Source organism: Streptomyces sp. NPDC048416, from assembly GCF_043200435.1.
Taxonomy (GTDB): domain Bacteria; phylum Actinomycetota; class Actinomycetes; order Streptomycetales; family Streptomycetaceae; genus Streptomyces.
On the sequence record NZ_JBICXU010000017.1, the window covers coordinates 71,181 to 84,329 of the forward strand.

Sequence of the window (13,149 nt, forward strand, 5' to 3'; positions counted from 1 at the left end):
CTACTTCTGCGCGGCGCGCTCGGACGCGATCAGCACCGCCACGCCCACCACCACGAGCACCATGCTCGCGAAGACCTCGTGGCCGGCCGGCGCGTCGGGGCGGTGCACGAGCGCCCACAGGCCGAACCAGCCGGTCCACTCGTGCAGCAGGCCGCCGACGCCCTGGAGCAGCAGCAGGAGCCCAGTGGCCTCCAGGAATTTCCGCATGGCCCGAGCCTGTCCCCTCCGCCCGGTCCGCCGCGTCGGTCACCGGGACACCACCATCGCGTCCAAAGTCTCGCGCCCCGCGACTTTGGTAGCGCGCCGCGCCCACACCGCGCCACCGGGCCCGCGAGCTGCGTAACTTTGTCGACATGACACGTGCCGGACCCGAGTTCCGCCAGCTGCTGCCCTCGGCGGTGGCCGACCCCGAGCTGCCCGGCGACCGGGCCCGGCCACGGCGCACCGTGCGGGACTGGGTCGTCGACATCTGCGTCTTCGTCGCCGCCGCCCTGATCGGTCTGGTGACCGCCGACACCCTCGACAAGGCGCCGGGCTACTCCGACACCACCCTGCTCCTCGATCAGCTGGCGGGCGCCGCGGCGTGCTGCGCGGTGTGGCTGCGGCGGCGCCGTCCGGTGGGGCTCGCGGCGGCGCTCGTCGTGGTGTCGACGGTGGCGCCGGTCGCATCGGGGGCGCTCCTGGTCGCCCTGTTCAGCCTCGCCGTGCACCGGCCGTTCAAGCCGGTCGTGCTCGTGGTGAGCGGCGCTGCCGTGGTGAGCTCGGTGCTCCAGCCCCTGCTGCGCCCGGACCCGACCACCAGTCTGCTCACCAGCGCCGTCGCGGGAACGGTGCTCGTCCTGCTGGTCACCGGCTGGGGCATGCTCGTACGGTCCCGGCGCCAGCTGGTCATGGCACTGCGCGAGCGGGCCGCACGGGCCGAGGCCGAGGGGGCGCTGCGGGCGGAGAACGCGCAGCGGCTCGCCCGCGAGGCCATCGCCCGCGAGATGCACGACGTGCTGGCCCACCGGCTCACCCTGCTCTCCGTGCACGCCGGCGCCCTCGAATTCCGCCCCGACGCGCCGACCGCCGAGGTCGCACGGGCGGCCGGGGTCATCCGGGACAGCGCGCACGAGGCCCTTCAGGACCTGCGGCAGATCATCGGGGTGCTGCGCAGCCCGGGAGAGGGCGCCGACGACCGGCCCCAGCCCACGCTCGCCACCCTCGACGCACTGGTCGCGGAATCCCGCGAGGCCGGGATGAAGGTCGCCCTCGACAACCGGATCCAGGACGCGTCCGGGGTGTCCGCCGCCACCGGACGCAACGCCTATCGCATCGCCCAGGAGGCCCTGACCAACGCCCGCAAACACGCGCCCGGCGCCGAAGTCACCGTGACTGTGGCCGGACACCCCGGCGAAGGGCTCACCGTCGAGATCCACAACCCGCCGCCGCCGGGCCACGTGCCGGAGGTCCCGGGGTCGGGCCAGGGCCTCATCGGCCTCACCGAACGCGCCACCCTGGCCGGTGGCCGACTCGACCACGGCCCCGGACCCGACGGCTCCTTCACGGTCGTCGCCTGGCTGCCGTGGCCGGCATGAGGGCGACGGCCCGTGTGACGTCCGTGGCCGCGGGGGACCTCATGATCGGCGAGGTCTGGCTACGGTGGCCCTCATGACCATCCGTCTGCTCATCGTCGACGACGACCCCCTGGTCCGCGCGGGCCTCGCCCTCATGCTCGGCGGCGCCGAGGACATCGACATCGTCGGTGAGGCGGCCGACGGCTCCGGCGTCGCGCAACTCGCCCTTGACCTGCGGCCGGACGTCGTGCTCATGGACATCCGGATGCCCCGCGTCGACGGCCTCGCCGCCACCGAGACGCTGCGCGCCCGCCCCGACGCGCCCCAGGTCATCGTCCTGACCACCTTCCACGCCGACGAACAGGTGCTGCGCGCCCTGCGGGCCGGGGCCGCCGGATTCGTCCTCAAGGACACCCCGCCCGCCGACATCGTCGCCGCCGTACGCCGTGTCGCGCACGGCGATCCGGTCCTCTCACCCGTCGTCATGCGGCAGTTGATGACCCAGGTGTCCGGCGGCGCGGCCTCGCCCGGTGACCGCGCCGCCCGCGCCCGCGAGCGCATCGCGCTGCTCGCCGACCGCGAACGGGAGGTCGCCGTGGCCGTCGGCCGGGGCCACTCGAACGCCGAGATCTCCGCGCGCCTGTATCTGAGCGTGCCCACCGTGAAGACCCACGTCTCGCGCGTCCTGGCCAAGCTGGGCCTCAACAACCGTGTCCAGATCGCCCTGTTGGTGCACGACGCCGGGCTCCTCGACGATCCGGGCGGCGACATAGGCTGACCGCATTCGAGCGGAGGGCGGGACCATGACGGTCGTCGATCTGGGCGAGCACGCCGAAGAGTTCACCACCAACCCCTATCCGATGTATGCCAAGTTACGTGCCGCGGGCCCCGCCCACCTGGTACGCACCCCGACGGGCGACGAGGTCTGGCTGATCGTCGGCCACGAGCAGGCGCGGGCCGCGCTCGCCGATGCGCGCCTCGCCAAGGACTGGCGGCCGCCGGCCGAGGAGGGGTACGTCGAACTGCCCGCCGGCGCCAACATGCTGGAAACCGACCCGCCCCAGCACACCCGGCTGCGCAAGCTGGTGGCCCGCGAGTTCACTCCGCGCCGTGTCGAAGCGCTCCGCCCGCGTGTCCAGGAGGTCACCGACCGGCTCCTCGACGCGATGCCGGCCACACCGGGACGCTCGGCCGACCTCATCGACGCCCTGGCCTTCCCCCTGCCGATGACCGTCATCTCCGAACTCATCGGCGTGCCCGACCTCGACCGCGAAGCCTTCCGTGTGCTGTCCAACCAGGCCGTCGCGCCGCTCTCGGGCGACGAAGGCGCGGCGGCGGTCGGCGAGATCGGGGTGTACCTGGCCGGACTCATCGAGACCAAACGCTCCGCGGCCCCGGCCGACGACCTCCTGAGCGCCCTGATCCGCACCCGGGACGAGGACGGTGACCAGCTCTCCCAGAACGAGCTCATCGGCATGGCCTTCCTGCTGCTCGTCGCGGGCCACGAGACCACCGTCAACCTGATCTCCAACGGCGTGCGGGCCCTCCTGAACCACCCGGCGCAACTGGCCGCCCTGCGCGCCGACTTCGACGGGCTCATCGACGGCGCCATCGAGGAGATGCTGCGCTACGACGGCCCCGTCGAGACCGCCACGTACCGCTTCGCGCGTGAGCCCGTCCAGGTCGGTGACGCCCTCATCCCGGCGGGCGCACCCGTCCTGGTCGCGCTGGCCTCCGCGGGACGCGACCCGCTGCGGCACGTGGACCCCGACCGCTTCGACATCCGCCGCGCCCCGCAGAGCCACCTCGCCTTCGGCCACGGCATCCACTTCTGCCTCGGAGCTCCGCTGGCCCGGATGGAGGGCCGGATCGCCGTCCGCACCCTGCTTGAGCGCGCTCCCGAGCTCCAACTGGCCGTGGCAGCCGAGGAGTTGAAGTGGCTGCCCGGCATGCTGATCAGGGGAGCGCGCCGCCTGCCGGTGCGCTGGTGACTCATCCGCGCCGGTGACACATGTGCCGCGGGCGCGGCCTAAGCGGGCGCGGCCAAGGCGACGCTGCGACGCGGGCGCCCACGGGCGCGGGGCCCACAGGGGCGAGCCGGCCCCGACGGCTCAGCCGCCCGCGATCTCCGCCACCCGCACCACCCGCCGCTCCTTGCGCGACACCTCGCACGCCTCGGCGATGCGCAGGGCGTGCAGGGCGTCGCGGCCGTCGCAGGGGTTCGGCGCCTCACCCCGTACGAGGCGGACGAAGGCGTCAAGTTCGGCCTCGTACGCCGGGGCGAAGCGCTCAAGGAAGCCCGGCCACGGCTTGTCGGGGCGGCCGGGGCCGTGCGGCTCGGCCGAGGTCAGCGGGGTGCGGTCGTCCAGGCCCACCGCGAACTGGTCGCGCTCTCCTGCCAGTTCGAGGCGTACGTCGTAGCCCGCGCCGTTGCAGCGGGTCGCCGTCGCGGTGACGAGGGCGCCGTCGTCCAGGGTGAGGACGGCGGCGGCCGTGTCGATGTCACCGGCGTCGCGGAACATCGCGGGCCCGCCGTCCCAGCCCGTCGCGTACACCTCGCTCACCTCACGGCCCGTCACCCAGTGCACGATGTCGAAGTCATGGACCAGACAGTCGCGGTAGAGCCCGCCGGACAGCGGCAGATACGCGGCGGGCGGCGGCGCCGGGTCGGACGTGATCGCCCGTACGGTGTGCAGCCGGCCAAGGGCTCCCGAGCGCACCAGCTCACGGGCCCGTACGTACCCGGCGTCGAAGCGGCGCATGAAGCCGAGCTGGAGCTCGGTGCCCGCCGCCTCGACCGCACGCAGCGCCTCCAGGGTGCCCGGCACGCTCAAAGCGATCGGTTTCTCGCAGAAGGCCGGCAGCCCGGCGCGGGCGGCCGCCGCGATGAACCCGGCGTGCGCGGCCGTCGCCGAGCAGATCACCACCGCGTCGACCCCGGCGAACGCCTCGGTCACGGTGGCCACGGCCCGTGCGCCGGTCAGCGCCGCGACCTCGGCGGCGCGCGCCGCGTCGGCGTCCGCGACCACCAGCTCCTCGACCTGTGGATGGCGGGCGAGGACCCCCGCGTGGAAGGCGCCGATCCGCCCCGTCCCGATCAGTCCGATACGCATGGGCACACCGTGGCCGGGGAGAACCGACCTGTCAAGAGTTTGTCCTGACAATCGAACCTCACGACTTCCCGTCAACATCCCCGGCGCACTACGCTCGCTCCGTGCCCAAGCAGCCCAGACCCGTGCCGGACTTCCCCAAGCCGCTCCAGCTCAGCGTGGACCGCACCAGCCCGGTCCCGCTCTACTTCCAGCTCTCGCAGCAGCTGGAGGCGGCCATCGAGAAGGGCACCCTCACGCCCGGCAGCCTCCTCGGCAACGAGATCGATCTGGCCCATCGGCTCGGCCTGTCCCGCCCCACCGTCCGCCAGGCCATCCAGGCCCTGGTCGACAAGGGCCTTCTGGTGCGCCGCCGAGGCGTCGGCACCCAGGTCGTGCACAGCCAGGTCAAGCGCCCGCTGGAGCTGAGCAGCCTCTACGACGACCTGGAGGCGGCCGGCCAGAAGCCCGCCACCACGGTGCTGCGCAACACCTTCGAGCCGGCCACCGCCGAGGTCGCCGCCGCGCTCGGGGTGCCCGAGGGCAGCGACGTACACCTGGTGGAACGGCTGCGGTACGCACACGGCGAGCCCATGGCGCGGCTGCGCAACCACCTGCCGGCCGGGCTGCTCCCGCTGGACACCGAGTACCTGGAGGGCACCGGCCTCTACCGGCTGATGCGGAGCGCGGGCATCACGCTGCACAGCGCGCGCCAGACCGTGGGGGCGCGGGCCGCCACCGGGCAGGAGGCCGACCTCCTCACCGAGGCCCCGGGCGCTCCGCTGCTCACGATGGAGCGCACCACGTTCGACGACACCGGCCGGGCCGTCGAGTTCGGCTCCCACATCTACCGGGCATCGCGCTACTCCTTCGAGTTCCAACTGCTCGTACGCCCGTGAACCGCTCCGGTCAGAATGTTCGGACAAAGTCTTGACGGTGTCAGGGCGCCGCCGCTAGAACTCACGTGCCGCAACCGGGCGGCCGGGACAGAAGGCGGACTCCATGCGCAGACCCCGCACGGCCATCACGGCAGTCGTGGCACTCGCCGCACTGGCGCTCACACTGGGCGGTTGCAGCAGTTCGGGCGGCAGGAGTTCCGAGGACAAGGGGTCCGGGTCGCCGAGCGGCGGCAAGGCGGTGAACACGCCCCGCCTCAAGATCGCCATGGTGACGCACTCCGGTGAGGGCGACACGTTCTGGGACATCGTCCAGAGCGGCGCGAAACAGGCGGCGGCCAAGGACAACGTCGACTTCCTGTACTCGGCCGACAAGGAGGGCCAGCAGCAGGCCCAGTTGATCCAGGCCGCCATCGACCAGAAGGTCGACGGGCTCGTCGTCACGCTCGCCAAGCCCGAAGCGGTCAAGGACGCCGTCAAGAAGGCCGTCGCCGCGGGCATACCCGTCGTCACCATCAACTCCGGCGCCGACTCCTCCAAGGCGCTCGGCGCGCTCGGCCACATCGGCCAGGACGAGGGCGTGGCCGGCCAGGCCGTCGGCGACGAGCTCACCGCGCGCGGCAGGAAGAAGGTCCTCTGCGTCATCCACGAGCAGGGCAACGTCTCGCTCGAACAGCGCTGTGCGGGTGTGAAGGAGACCTTCAAGGGCACCGTCGAGAACCTGAACGTGGACGGCACCAACACGCCCGCCTCCACCTCGTCCATCGAGGCGAAGCTCCAGTCCGCCAAGGACATCGACGCGGTCGTCACGCTCGGCGCGCCCATGGCGGCGGCCGCGGTCCGGGCCAAGGGGGACGCGAAGAGCTCCGCAGAGATCGACACCTTCGACCTGAACGCCGCCGTGATCAAGCAGTTCAAGGCCCACCGGATCGGCTTCGCGGTCGACCAGCAGCCCTACCTCCAGGGCTATCTCGCCGTCGACGAACTGTGGCTGAACAAGACCAACGGGGATGTGATCGGCGGCGGCAGGCCGGTCCTGACGGGACCCGCGATCGTCACCGAGAAGGACGTGCCGACGCTGGAGAAGTACACCGCCCGCGGTACCCGATGATCGCCCGGGGATCCGGCGTGACCCATACTTGGGCGGCCGGGGCAGGGCTCGACCAGCCCCGGCGGCACCCGGTGGTACAGCAAGAAGGGCACGGCGTCGTGGCAAGGGTTGGGACAGGGGTACGCGTCATGGGCGCGGTGCTGGCAGCGGTGCTCGGGGCCTCCTTGGCGGGGTGCAGCAGCACCGGCGGCAAGCGCGCCGAGGACGCGCGCAAGTCCGCGCAGGCGCAGGGCAGGGCCGCGGTGGACACGCCCCGCTGGAAGATCGCGATGGTCACCCACTCGGGCGACGGCGACACGTTCTGGGACATCGTCCAGAGCGGCGCCAAGCAGGCCGCCGTCAAGGACAACATCGACTTCCTCTACTCGCACAGCGACCAGGGCCAGCAGCAGGCCCAGTTCGTGCAGGCCGCGATCGACCAGAAGGTCGACGGTTTGATCGTCACGCTCGCAAAGCCGGACGCCCTCAAGGATGTCGTGGCCAAGGCCGAGAAGGCCGGCATCCCGGTGATCACCGTGAACTCGGGCTCGGAGAAGTCCAAGGAGTTCGGCGCGCTCACCCACATCGGCCAGGACGAGACCATCGCGGGCAAGGCCGTCGGCGACGAGCTCACCAAGCGGGGCAGGAAGAAGGCGCTGTGCGTCCTGCACGAGCAGGGCAACGTGGGCCACGAACAGCGCTGCGCGGGCACCAAGGAGACGTTCAAGGGCGAGGTCCAGAACCTGTACGTCACCGGCACGAACATGCCCGACGTGCAGTCCTCCATCGAGGCCAAGCTCCAGGCGGACCCGTCCATCGACGCGGTGGTCACCCTCGGCGCGCCCTTCGCGGACACGGCCGTCAAGGCCAAGCAGTCGGCAGGCAGCTCCGCCGAGATCGACACCTTCGACCTGAACCCCGCGGTGGCCGCCTCGCTCAAGGCCGGCAGGCTCGGCTTCGCGGTCGACCAGCAGCCCTACCTCCAGGGGTACGAGGCCGTCGACCTGCTCTGGCTCTACAAGTACAACGCCGACGTGCTCGGCGGCGGGCTCCCGGTGCTGACCGGACCTCAGATCGTCACGAAGGACGAGGCCGCCAAGCTGGAGGCGTACACGAAGCGGGGGACCCGATGACCGCCACGCCACTGGCCGGGGACGAGCGGCTGCTGCGGCGCTCGGTCTGGCGCAAGATCCTGGGCCGTCCCGAACTCGGTTCGGTGGTCGGCGCCGCCGCCGTCTTCCTCTTCTTCTCGATCGTCGCCGACAGCTTCCTGCGGCCCTCCAGCCTCTCGACCGTCCTGTACGCGGCCTCCACGATCGGCATCATGGCGGTGCCGGTCGCGCTGCTCATGATCGGCGGCGAGTTCGACCTGTCGGCCGGTGTCCTGGTGACGACGTCGGCTCTCGTCTCGTCGATGTTCAGCTACCAGATGACGGCCAACGTGTGGGTGGGGGTCGGCGTCTCGCTCCTGGTCACCCTCGCCGTCGGCGCGTTCAACGGCTTCATGCTGACCCGCACCAGACTCCCCAGCTTCATCATCACGCTGGGCACGTTCCTGATGCTGACCGGCCTCAACCTCGGCTTCACCAAGCTGATCAGCGGCACGGTCTCGACGAAGTCCATCTCCGACATGGAGGGCTTCGAGTCCGCGAAGAAGCTCTTCGCGTCCCAGCTGAGCATCGGCTCCGTCGACCTGAAGGTCACCATCCTGTGGTGGGCCGCGCTGATCGCGGTGGCCACCTGGATCCTGCTGCGGACCCGCTTCGGCAACTGGATCTTCGCCGTGGGCGGCGGCGCTGACGCGGCCCGCGCGGTCGGCGTCCCGGTCTTCAGGACGAAGATCGGCCTCTACATGGGTGTCGCCTTCGCGGCCTGGGTCTCCGGCCAGCACCTGCTGTTCTCCTACGACGTGGTGCAGTCCGGCGAGGGCGTCGGCAACGAGCTGATCTACATCATCGCGGCCGTCATCGGCGGCTGCCTGATCACCGGCGGCTACGGCTCGGCGATCGGCTCCGCCGTCGGCGCGTTCATCTTCGGCATGACCAGCAAGGGCATCGTGTACGCGGAGTGGAACCCCGACTGGTTCAAGTTCTTCCTCGGAGCGATGCTCCTGCTGGCCACCCTGCTCAACGCGTGGGTGCGCAAGCGGGCGGAGGCGACAGCATGACGAACACCCCACAGGAGACGGACGGGCGGACCCCGCTCGTCGAGCTCGACGACGTCAGCAAGTACTACGGCAACATCCGCGCCCTCGAAGGGGTCACCCTGGAGGTCCACGCCGGGGAAATCACCTGCGTCCTGGGCGACAACGGGGCCGGCAAGTCCACCCTCATCAAGATCATCGCGGGTCTGCACCGGCACGACACGGGCGCCTTCCGCATCGAGGGCCAGGACGTCTCACTGAGCAACCCCCGCGAGGCCCTGGACCGCGGCATCGCCACCGTCTACCAGGACCTGGCCGTGGTCCCGCTGATGCCGGTCTGGCGCAACTTCTTCCTCGGCTCCGAGCCCACCAGGGGCGCGGGCCCCTTCAAGCGCCTCGACGTCGAGACGATGCGCGCCACCACCCGCGCGGAACTGCTGCGCATGGGCATCGACCTGCGCGACGTCGACCAGCCGATCGGCACCCTGTCCGGCGGTGAGCGCCAGTGCGTGGCCATCGCGCGCGCCGTCCACTTCGGCGCCAAGGTCCTCGTGCTCGACGAGCCGACCGCGGCGCTCGGCGTGAAACAGTCCGGCGTCGTCCTGAAGTACGTGGCGGCCGCCCGCGACGCCGGACTCGGCGTGGTTCTCATCACGCACAACCCCCACCACGCCTACCTGGTCGGCGACCGTTTCGTGCTCCTCAAGCGCGGCGCGATGACCGGCAGCCACCAGCGCTCGGACATCACCCTGGACGAGCTCACCCGCCAGATGGCGGGCGGCAGCGAACTCGAAGAGCTCAGCCACGAACTCCAGCGCGCGAGCGCGCCCGACGGCACCGAGTAGCCCGGCCGTGCCGCCCCGGACCGCCGGGGCGGCACCTGCGCGCGAGGTCGACGCCGCGCCCGGATGGCAGAATCGGCCCCGATGACCACGTACCGCGACTTCGCCCTAGCCCACCGGGGTTCCGCCCGGGCCACCGTGCTGCGCACCGTCGGCACCCGGGAACGCCGCTCGCACCTGACGGCCCCCCGGGTCCCCACCGTCGGGATCGACATCGGCGGTACGAAGGTGATGGCCGGCGTCGTGGACGCCGACGGCACCATTTTGGAAAAGCTCCGCACCGAGACCCCGGACAAGTCCAAGAGCCCCAAGGTCGTCGAGGACACCATCACCGAGCTCGTGCTCGACCTCTCCGACCGGCACGACGTGCACGCGGTGGGCATCGGGGCGGCCGGCTGGGTCGACGCCGACCGCTCCACCATCCTGTTCGCCCCGCACCTCGCCTGGCGCAACGAGCCGCTGCGCGACGCCCTCCAGGCCCGCCTCGCGGTGCCCGTCATGGTCGACAACGACGCCAACACCGCCGCCTGGGCCGAGTGGCGCTTCGGCGCGGGACGCGGCGAGGACCACCTCGTCATGATCACGCTCGGCACCGGCATCGGCGGCGCGATCCTGGAGGACGGGCAGGTCAAGCGCGGCAAGTACGGGGTCGCCGGCGAGTTCGGCCACATGCAGGTCGTGCCCGGCGGACATCGCTGCGCATGCGGCAACCGGGGCTGCTGGGAGCAGTACAGCTCCGGCAACGCGCTGGTGCGCGAGGCGCGCGAGCTGGCGAGTGCCGACTCCCCGGTGGCGTACAACATCATCGAACGCGTCGGCGGCAACGTCCAGGAGATCACCGGGCCGCTCATCACCGAGCTGGCCCGCGAGGGCGACGCCATGTGCGTCGAACTGCTCCAGGACATCGGGCAGTGGCTCGGCGTCGGCATCGCCAACCTGGCGGCCGCCCTCGACCCCTCCTGCTTCGTCATCGGCGGGGGCGTCAGCGCCGCCGACGACCTCCTGATCCGTCCCGCGCGGGACGCCTTCAAGCGTCACCTCACCGGCCGTGGCTACCGCCCCGAGGCGAGGATCGCCAAGGCGCAGCTGGGCCCCGAGGCGGGTATGGTCGGCGCCGCCGACCTGGCCCGCCTGGTGGCCCGCCGGTTCCGCCGGGCCAATCGCCGCCGCGTGGAACGTTACGAGCGGTACGCCAAGGCCGCAGAAGCCGTCCGCAGGACGGGCACCACCCGCACCACCCAGGAATCCGACTGATGACACCGTCCGACCGCCCCGCCGTACCGCGCCAGTCCCCGCCGCCGGACGAGAAGCCCCCCGAGACCCGGGAGCACATGATCAGGCGGCGCTGGATCACCGCGGTGATCATCGTGCTGCTCATCGGGGTGCCCGCCGGCTACCTGGCGATCTCGGCCGAGCAGAGCCGTACCAGCGGCCGCGACAACGAGTCCGAGGCCGTGGCCAAGGGCCTCGTGCACGACTGGCCGTCCAAGGCCCAGCGCCGCATCTACGACGTGACGATCCCGATGGACTCGATCGGCGTCTACTACTACGAGACGAACAGCTGGAAGGTGAGCAAGCTGTACGTCCAGTTCAAGACGAGTGCGGCCGGTCTCGCGGAGTTCATGAAGGGCGCGGGCACCAGCACGGACACGCTCAGGCCCGGGAACGTGACGATCAACGCGCAGGACGCGGCGAAGGTGCACTGGCCCTTCCACGCGGGCCGCGACTGGTCGGGCACCACCCGCGTCCAGGAGAAGCCGCGGCCGACCCTGGACATCACGGTCGACGAGACCAACCCGGACCGACCGTACGTGTTCGTGGTGTCCACGACGACTCCCTGACCGACCTGACCGACCCCGGGCCGTCCCAGGCTGTCCCCGCGTCTCCCGGGCCCGGCACCGGTTCCTCAGGCCGGCAGCCGGGGGTGCGATGAGCGGCGCGCGGCGGTCAGCAGGGCGTGGAACTGAAGGCCCGCCTGGTCGATGTCCGTCAGGGGCGTGGGGAACGGCAGCCGTACGTCGCGGTGGGTGGTGGCACGTTCGAGGCGCAGGGTGATTCCGTAGCGGTCCATGGCCACCGGCAGGGCCCGCACCAGACCGCTCTTGAGCCCCGGCTCGACGAGACGGAGCAGCAGCGGCACGAGATCGGGATGATCGTCCACGAGGTGGGTGAGCATGCCGGCCTCGCAGGGGGCCATCGGATCGCACCGCGCCTCCTGGAGTTGTTCCAGCGTGACGTAGGCGCGTCCGGCGGCGTCCTCGATCACCGCCTGGCCGAACTCCATGCAGGTGCTGTCCGCGGAATCCGCGCGGTAGCCGCCCGCCACGAGGCCCGACAGGGTGACGCGGGCGCGCAGCCGGTCGCGTACGGGAGTGGGGGAGATGTCGGTGAGCTCCAGGCGGACGGGGACGCGCGAGGCGCGATCGGGCTCCTCCATGGGTTCGGCCGGGTCGTGCAGATGGACGCGGCCGAGCACGCCCGTTCCGTCCAGGCTGTAGACCTCTTGGTGGCGGCCGTCGGTCACCACGGTCATGGAGTGGGCCGCGGTGATGATCGACCGCACGCGCTCGGCGGGGGTGGGCTGCTGGATGCTCGCACGATGGAGGCGCACGCGGGTTCTCCCTGGGGACGTCGCAGACACGCGAGTTACTTAGGTATGCCTAACCTAACTCACTGCGAGGTGCGGGGAAAGTCGCCACCGGCGCGTCGGCGTGCGGTGCGGCGTCAGACGCCGGGGAGTTCCCAGGGGGCGGGGCCCGAGCCGTCGTTCCAGGCGCGCAGGGCGGCGCCGTCGAAGCAGAGGATGGCGCACTGGTCGGCGTAGCCGAGGGCGGGGTCGGTGAACTCGCTGGTGGTGACCACGACGGCCAGATCGGCCTCGTGCACCGCGTAACAGGTGCCGCCGAAGCGCTGAAGGTCCTGCGAGCCCACCTTGTGGCCCGCGGCGTAGCACTTGCACTGGATGACGAGATGGCGCCCGTCCGGCGTCGTGGCCACCACGTCGGCGCCGAGGTCGCCCGCGCCGCCCACCACATGGACGTCCGTGCAGCCGTCGCGCTCGCACAGTGCGGACACCGCGTCCTCGAAGGCGAGCGGGTCGATGTCCGCGCAGTCGGTGGCCTCCGGGGCGCCGACGGTCGGCGGAAGGACGGGGGCCGGCTGCTCGGGCGCGGGCACCACGGCTGCTTCGAGCGCCGCTCTGCGGGCCGCGCGGCGCAGCCAGTTGCTGCGTATCGCGGCAGTGGACAGCAACAGGAGCGCCAGCAGCGCCAGGACGGCGCCGAGCGGATGGGAGTGCGGCCGCACCGCCGACTTGAAGGTCAGGGCGACTCCCCAGAGGACGAGCGCGACCAGACCGAACCCCAGCGACGTGGTACGCAGACTGAACGCCTGACGCCGCCGGCGCGCGACGGCGGGGTGACGGCGGACCGGCATCGTCATCGGTGGGCTCCTTCGAACGGGCGGCTGTGGACCGGTACTGGGGCGGACCCCGTGAGCGGTCCCGGTCGCGTGTGCGGCGAGCAAGATCACTC

The 13,149-nt window shown here is 71.6% G+C and carries 14 protein-coding genes; 10 read left to right on the forward strand and 4 right to left on the reverse strand.

Features of this window, described 5'->3' with window-relative positions; genetic code table 11:
• Nucleotides 1-207, reverse strand: coding sequence for a hypothetical protein (locus tag ACGFW5_RS21580; RefSeq protein ID WP_393835884.1), 207 nt, complete (start codon nt 205-207; stop codon nt 1-3).
• Nucleotides 208-353: 146 nt separating this feature from the next.
• Here ACGFW5_RS21580 and ACGFW5_RS21585 point away from each other — a divergent pair, with 146 nt between their 5' ends.
• The 3 genes from ACGFW5_RS21585 (at nt 354) to ACGFW5_RS21595 (ending at nt 3,547) form a co-directional block, all read left to right on the forward strand.
• Nucleotides 354-1,577, forward strand: coding sequence for a sensor histidine kinase (locus tag ACGFW5_RS21585; protein ID WP_393835885.1), 1,224 nt, complete (start codon nt 354-356; stop codon nt 1,575-1,577).
• Nucleotides 1,578-1,650: 73 nt separating this feature from the next.
• A complete protein-coding gene (locus ACGFW5_RS21590; protein WP_393835886.1) occupies nt 1,651-2,334 on the forward strand; it encodes a response regulator in 684 nt (227 codons plus the stop codon).
• Nucleotides 2,335-2,359: 25 nt separating this feature from the next.
• Nucleotides 2,360-3,547 (forward strand): cytochrome P450, encoded by a 1,188-nt coding sequence (locus ACGFW5_RS21595; RefSeq protein ID WP_393835887.1) that lies wholly within the window; start codon nt 2,360-2,362, stop codon nt 3,545-3,547.
• A 120-nt stretch (nt 3,548-3,667) separates the two neighbouring features.
• Here ACGFW5_RS21595 and ACGFW5_RS21600 read toward each other — a convergent pair whose 3' ends face one another.
• Nucleotides 3,668-4,669, reverse strand: a complete 1,002-nt coding sequence (locus ACGFW5_RS21600; protein ID WP_393835888.1) for a Gfo/Idh/MocA family oxidoreductase — start codon at nt 4,667-4,669, stop codon at nt 3,668-3,670.
• A gap of 155 nt (nt 4,670-4,824) precedes the next feature.
• On the opposite strand from ACGFW5_RS21600, the gene ACGFW5_RS21605 reads away from it, so the two are divergent.
• The 7 genes from ACGFW5_RS21605 (at nt 4,825) to ACGFW5_RS21635 (ending at nt 11,457) form a co-directional block, all read left to right on the forward strand.
• A complete protein-coding gene (locus tag ACGFW5_RS21605) occupies nt 4,825-5,544 on the forward strand; it encodes a GntR family transcriptional regulator (protein ID WP_393835954.1) in 720 nt (239 codons plus the stop codon).
• A 103-nt stretch (nt 5,545-5,647) separates the two neighbouring features.
• A complete protein-coding gene (locus ACGFW5_RS21610; protein WP_393835889.1) occupies nt 5,648-6,652 on the forward strand; it encodes a substrate-binding domain-containing protein in 1,005 nt (334 codons plus the stop codon).
• Nucleotides 6,653-6,780: 128 nt separating this feature from the next.
• Nucleotides 6,781-7,764, forward strand: coding sequence for a sugar ABC transporter substrate-binding protein (locus ACGFW5_RS21615; protein WP_393835955.1), 984 nt, complete (start codon nt 6,781-6,783; stop codon nt 7,762-7,764).
• Nucleotides 7,761-8,798: an ABC transporter permease gene (locus ACGFW5_RS21620; RefSeq protein ID WP_393835890.1), complete on the forward strand. Its 1,038-nt coding sequence runs from the start codon at nt 7,761-7,763 to the stop codon at nt 8,796-8,798. Before ACGFW5_RS21615 ends, ACGFW5_RS21620 begins: the two co-directional genes overlap by 4 nt.
• Nucleotides 8,795-9,619, forward strand: a complete 825-nt coding sequence (locus ACGFW5_RS21625) for an ATP-binding cassette domain-containing protein (protein WP_393835891.1) — start codon at nt 8,795-8,797, stop codon at nt 9,617-9,619. Before ACGFW5_RS21620 ends, ACGFW5_RS21625 begins: the two co-directional genes overlap by 4 nt.
• 81 nt (nt 9,620-9,700) lie before the next feature.
• Nucleotides 9,701-10,870 carry an ROK family glucokinase gene (locus ACGFW5_RS21630; RefSeq protein ID WP_393835892.1) on the forward strand — a complete coding sequence of 390 codons (1,170 nt, stop codon included), beginning with the start codon at nt 9,701-9,703 and terminating at the stop codon, nt 10,868-10,870.
• A complete protein-coding gene (locus ACGFW5_RS21635) occupies nt 10,870-11,457 on the forward strand; it encodes a hypothetical protein (RefSeq protein WP_393835893.1) in 588 nt (195 codons plus the stop codon). The genes ACGFW5_RS21630 and ACGFW5_RS21635 overlap by 1 nt, the downstream gene beginning before the upstream one ends.
• Before the next feature lie 65 nt (nt 11,458-11,522).
• On the opposite strand, the gene ACGFW5_RS21640 is transcribed toward ACGFW5_RS21635, so the two are convergent.
• Both ACGFW5_RS21640 and ACGFW5_RS21645 read right to left on the reverse strand, forming a co-directional pair.
• Nucleotides 11,523-12,227, reverse strand: coding sequence for a DUF2470 domain-containing protein (locus ACGFW5_RS21640; protein ID WP_393835894.1), 705 nt, complete (start codon nt 12,225-12,227; stop codon nt 11,523-11,525).
• A 113-nt stretch (nt 12,228-12,340) separates the two neighbouring features.
• The gene (locus ACGFW5_RS21645) at nt 12,341-13,057 is read right to left on the reverse strand and encodes a restriction endonuclease (RefSeq protein WP_393835895.1); all 717 of its coding nucleotides are present in this window, start codon (nt 13,055-13,057) and stop codon (nt 12,341-12,343) included.
• Nucleotides 13,058-13,149 lie beyond the last annotated feature (92 nt).

What these genes read in the sequence shown, in the direction of transcription:
- ACGFW5_RS21590 (WP_393835886.1), top strand. Translation starts at nt 1,651, where the DNA reads ATGACCATCCGTCTGCTCATCGTCGACGACGACCCCCTGGTCCGCGCG.
- ACGFW5_RS21630 (WP_393835892.1), top strand. Translation starts at nt 9,701, where the DNA reads ATGACCACGTACCGCGACTTCGCCCTAGCCCACCGGGGTTCCGCCCGG.
- ACGFW5_RS21580 (WP_393835884.1), bottom strand. Translation starts at nt 207, where the DNA reads ATGCGGAAATTCCTGGAGGCCACTGGGCTCCTGCTGCTGCTCCAGGGC.
- ACGFW5_RS21610 (WP_393835889.1), top strand. Translation starts at nt 5,648, where the DNA reads ATGCGCAGACCCCGCACGGCCATCACGGCAGTCGTGGCACTCGCCGCA.
- ACGFW5_RS21645 (WP_393835895.1), bottom strand. Translation starts at nt 13,057, where the DNA reads ATGACGATGCCGGTCCGCCGTCACCCCGCCGTCGCGCGCCGGCGGCGT.
- ACGFW5_RS21635 (WP_393835893.1), top strand. Translation starts at nt 10,870, where the DNA reads ATGACACCGTCCGACCGCCCCGCCGTACCGCGCCAGTCCCCGCCGCCG.
- ACGFW5_RS21595 (WP_393835887.1), top strand. Translation starts at nt 2,360, where the DNA reads ATGACGGTCGTCGATCTGGGCGAGCACGCCGAAGAGTTCACCACCAAC.
- ACGFW5_RS21620 (WP_393835890.1), top strand. Translation starts at nt 7,761, where the DNA reads ATGACCGCCACGCCACTGGCCGGGGACGAGCGGCTGCTGCGGCGCTCG.
- ACGFW5_RS21600 (WP_393835888.1), bottom strand. Translation starts at nt 4,669, where the DNA reads ATGCGTATCGGACTGATCGGGACGGGGCGGATCGGCGCCTTCCACGCG.
- ACGFW5_RS21615 (WP_393835955.1), top strand. Translation starts at nt 6,781, where the DNA reads ATGGGCGCGGTGCTGGCAGCGGTGCTCGGGGCCTCCTTGGCGGGGTGC.
- ACGFW5_RS21625 (WP_393835891.1), top strand. Translation starts at nt 8,795, where the DNA reads ATGACGAACACCCCACAGGAGACGGACGGGCGGACCCCGCTCGTCGAG.
- ACGFW5_RS21585 (WP_393835885.1), top strand. Translation starts at nt 354, where the DNA reads ATGACACGTGCCGGACCCGAGTTCCGCCAGCTGCTGCCCTCGGCGGTG.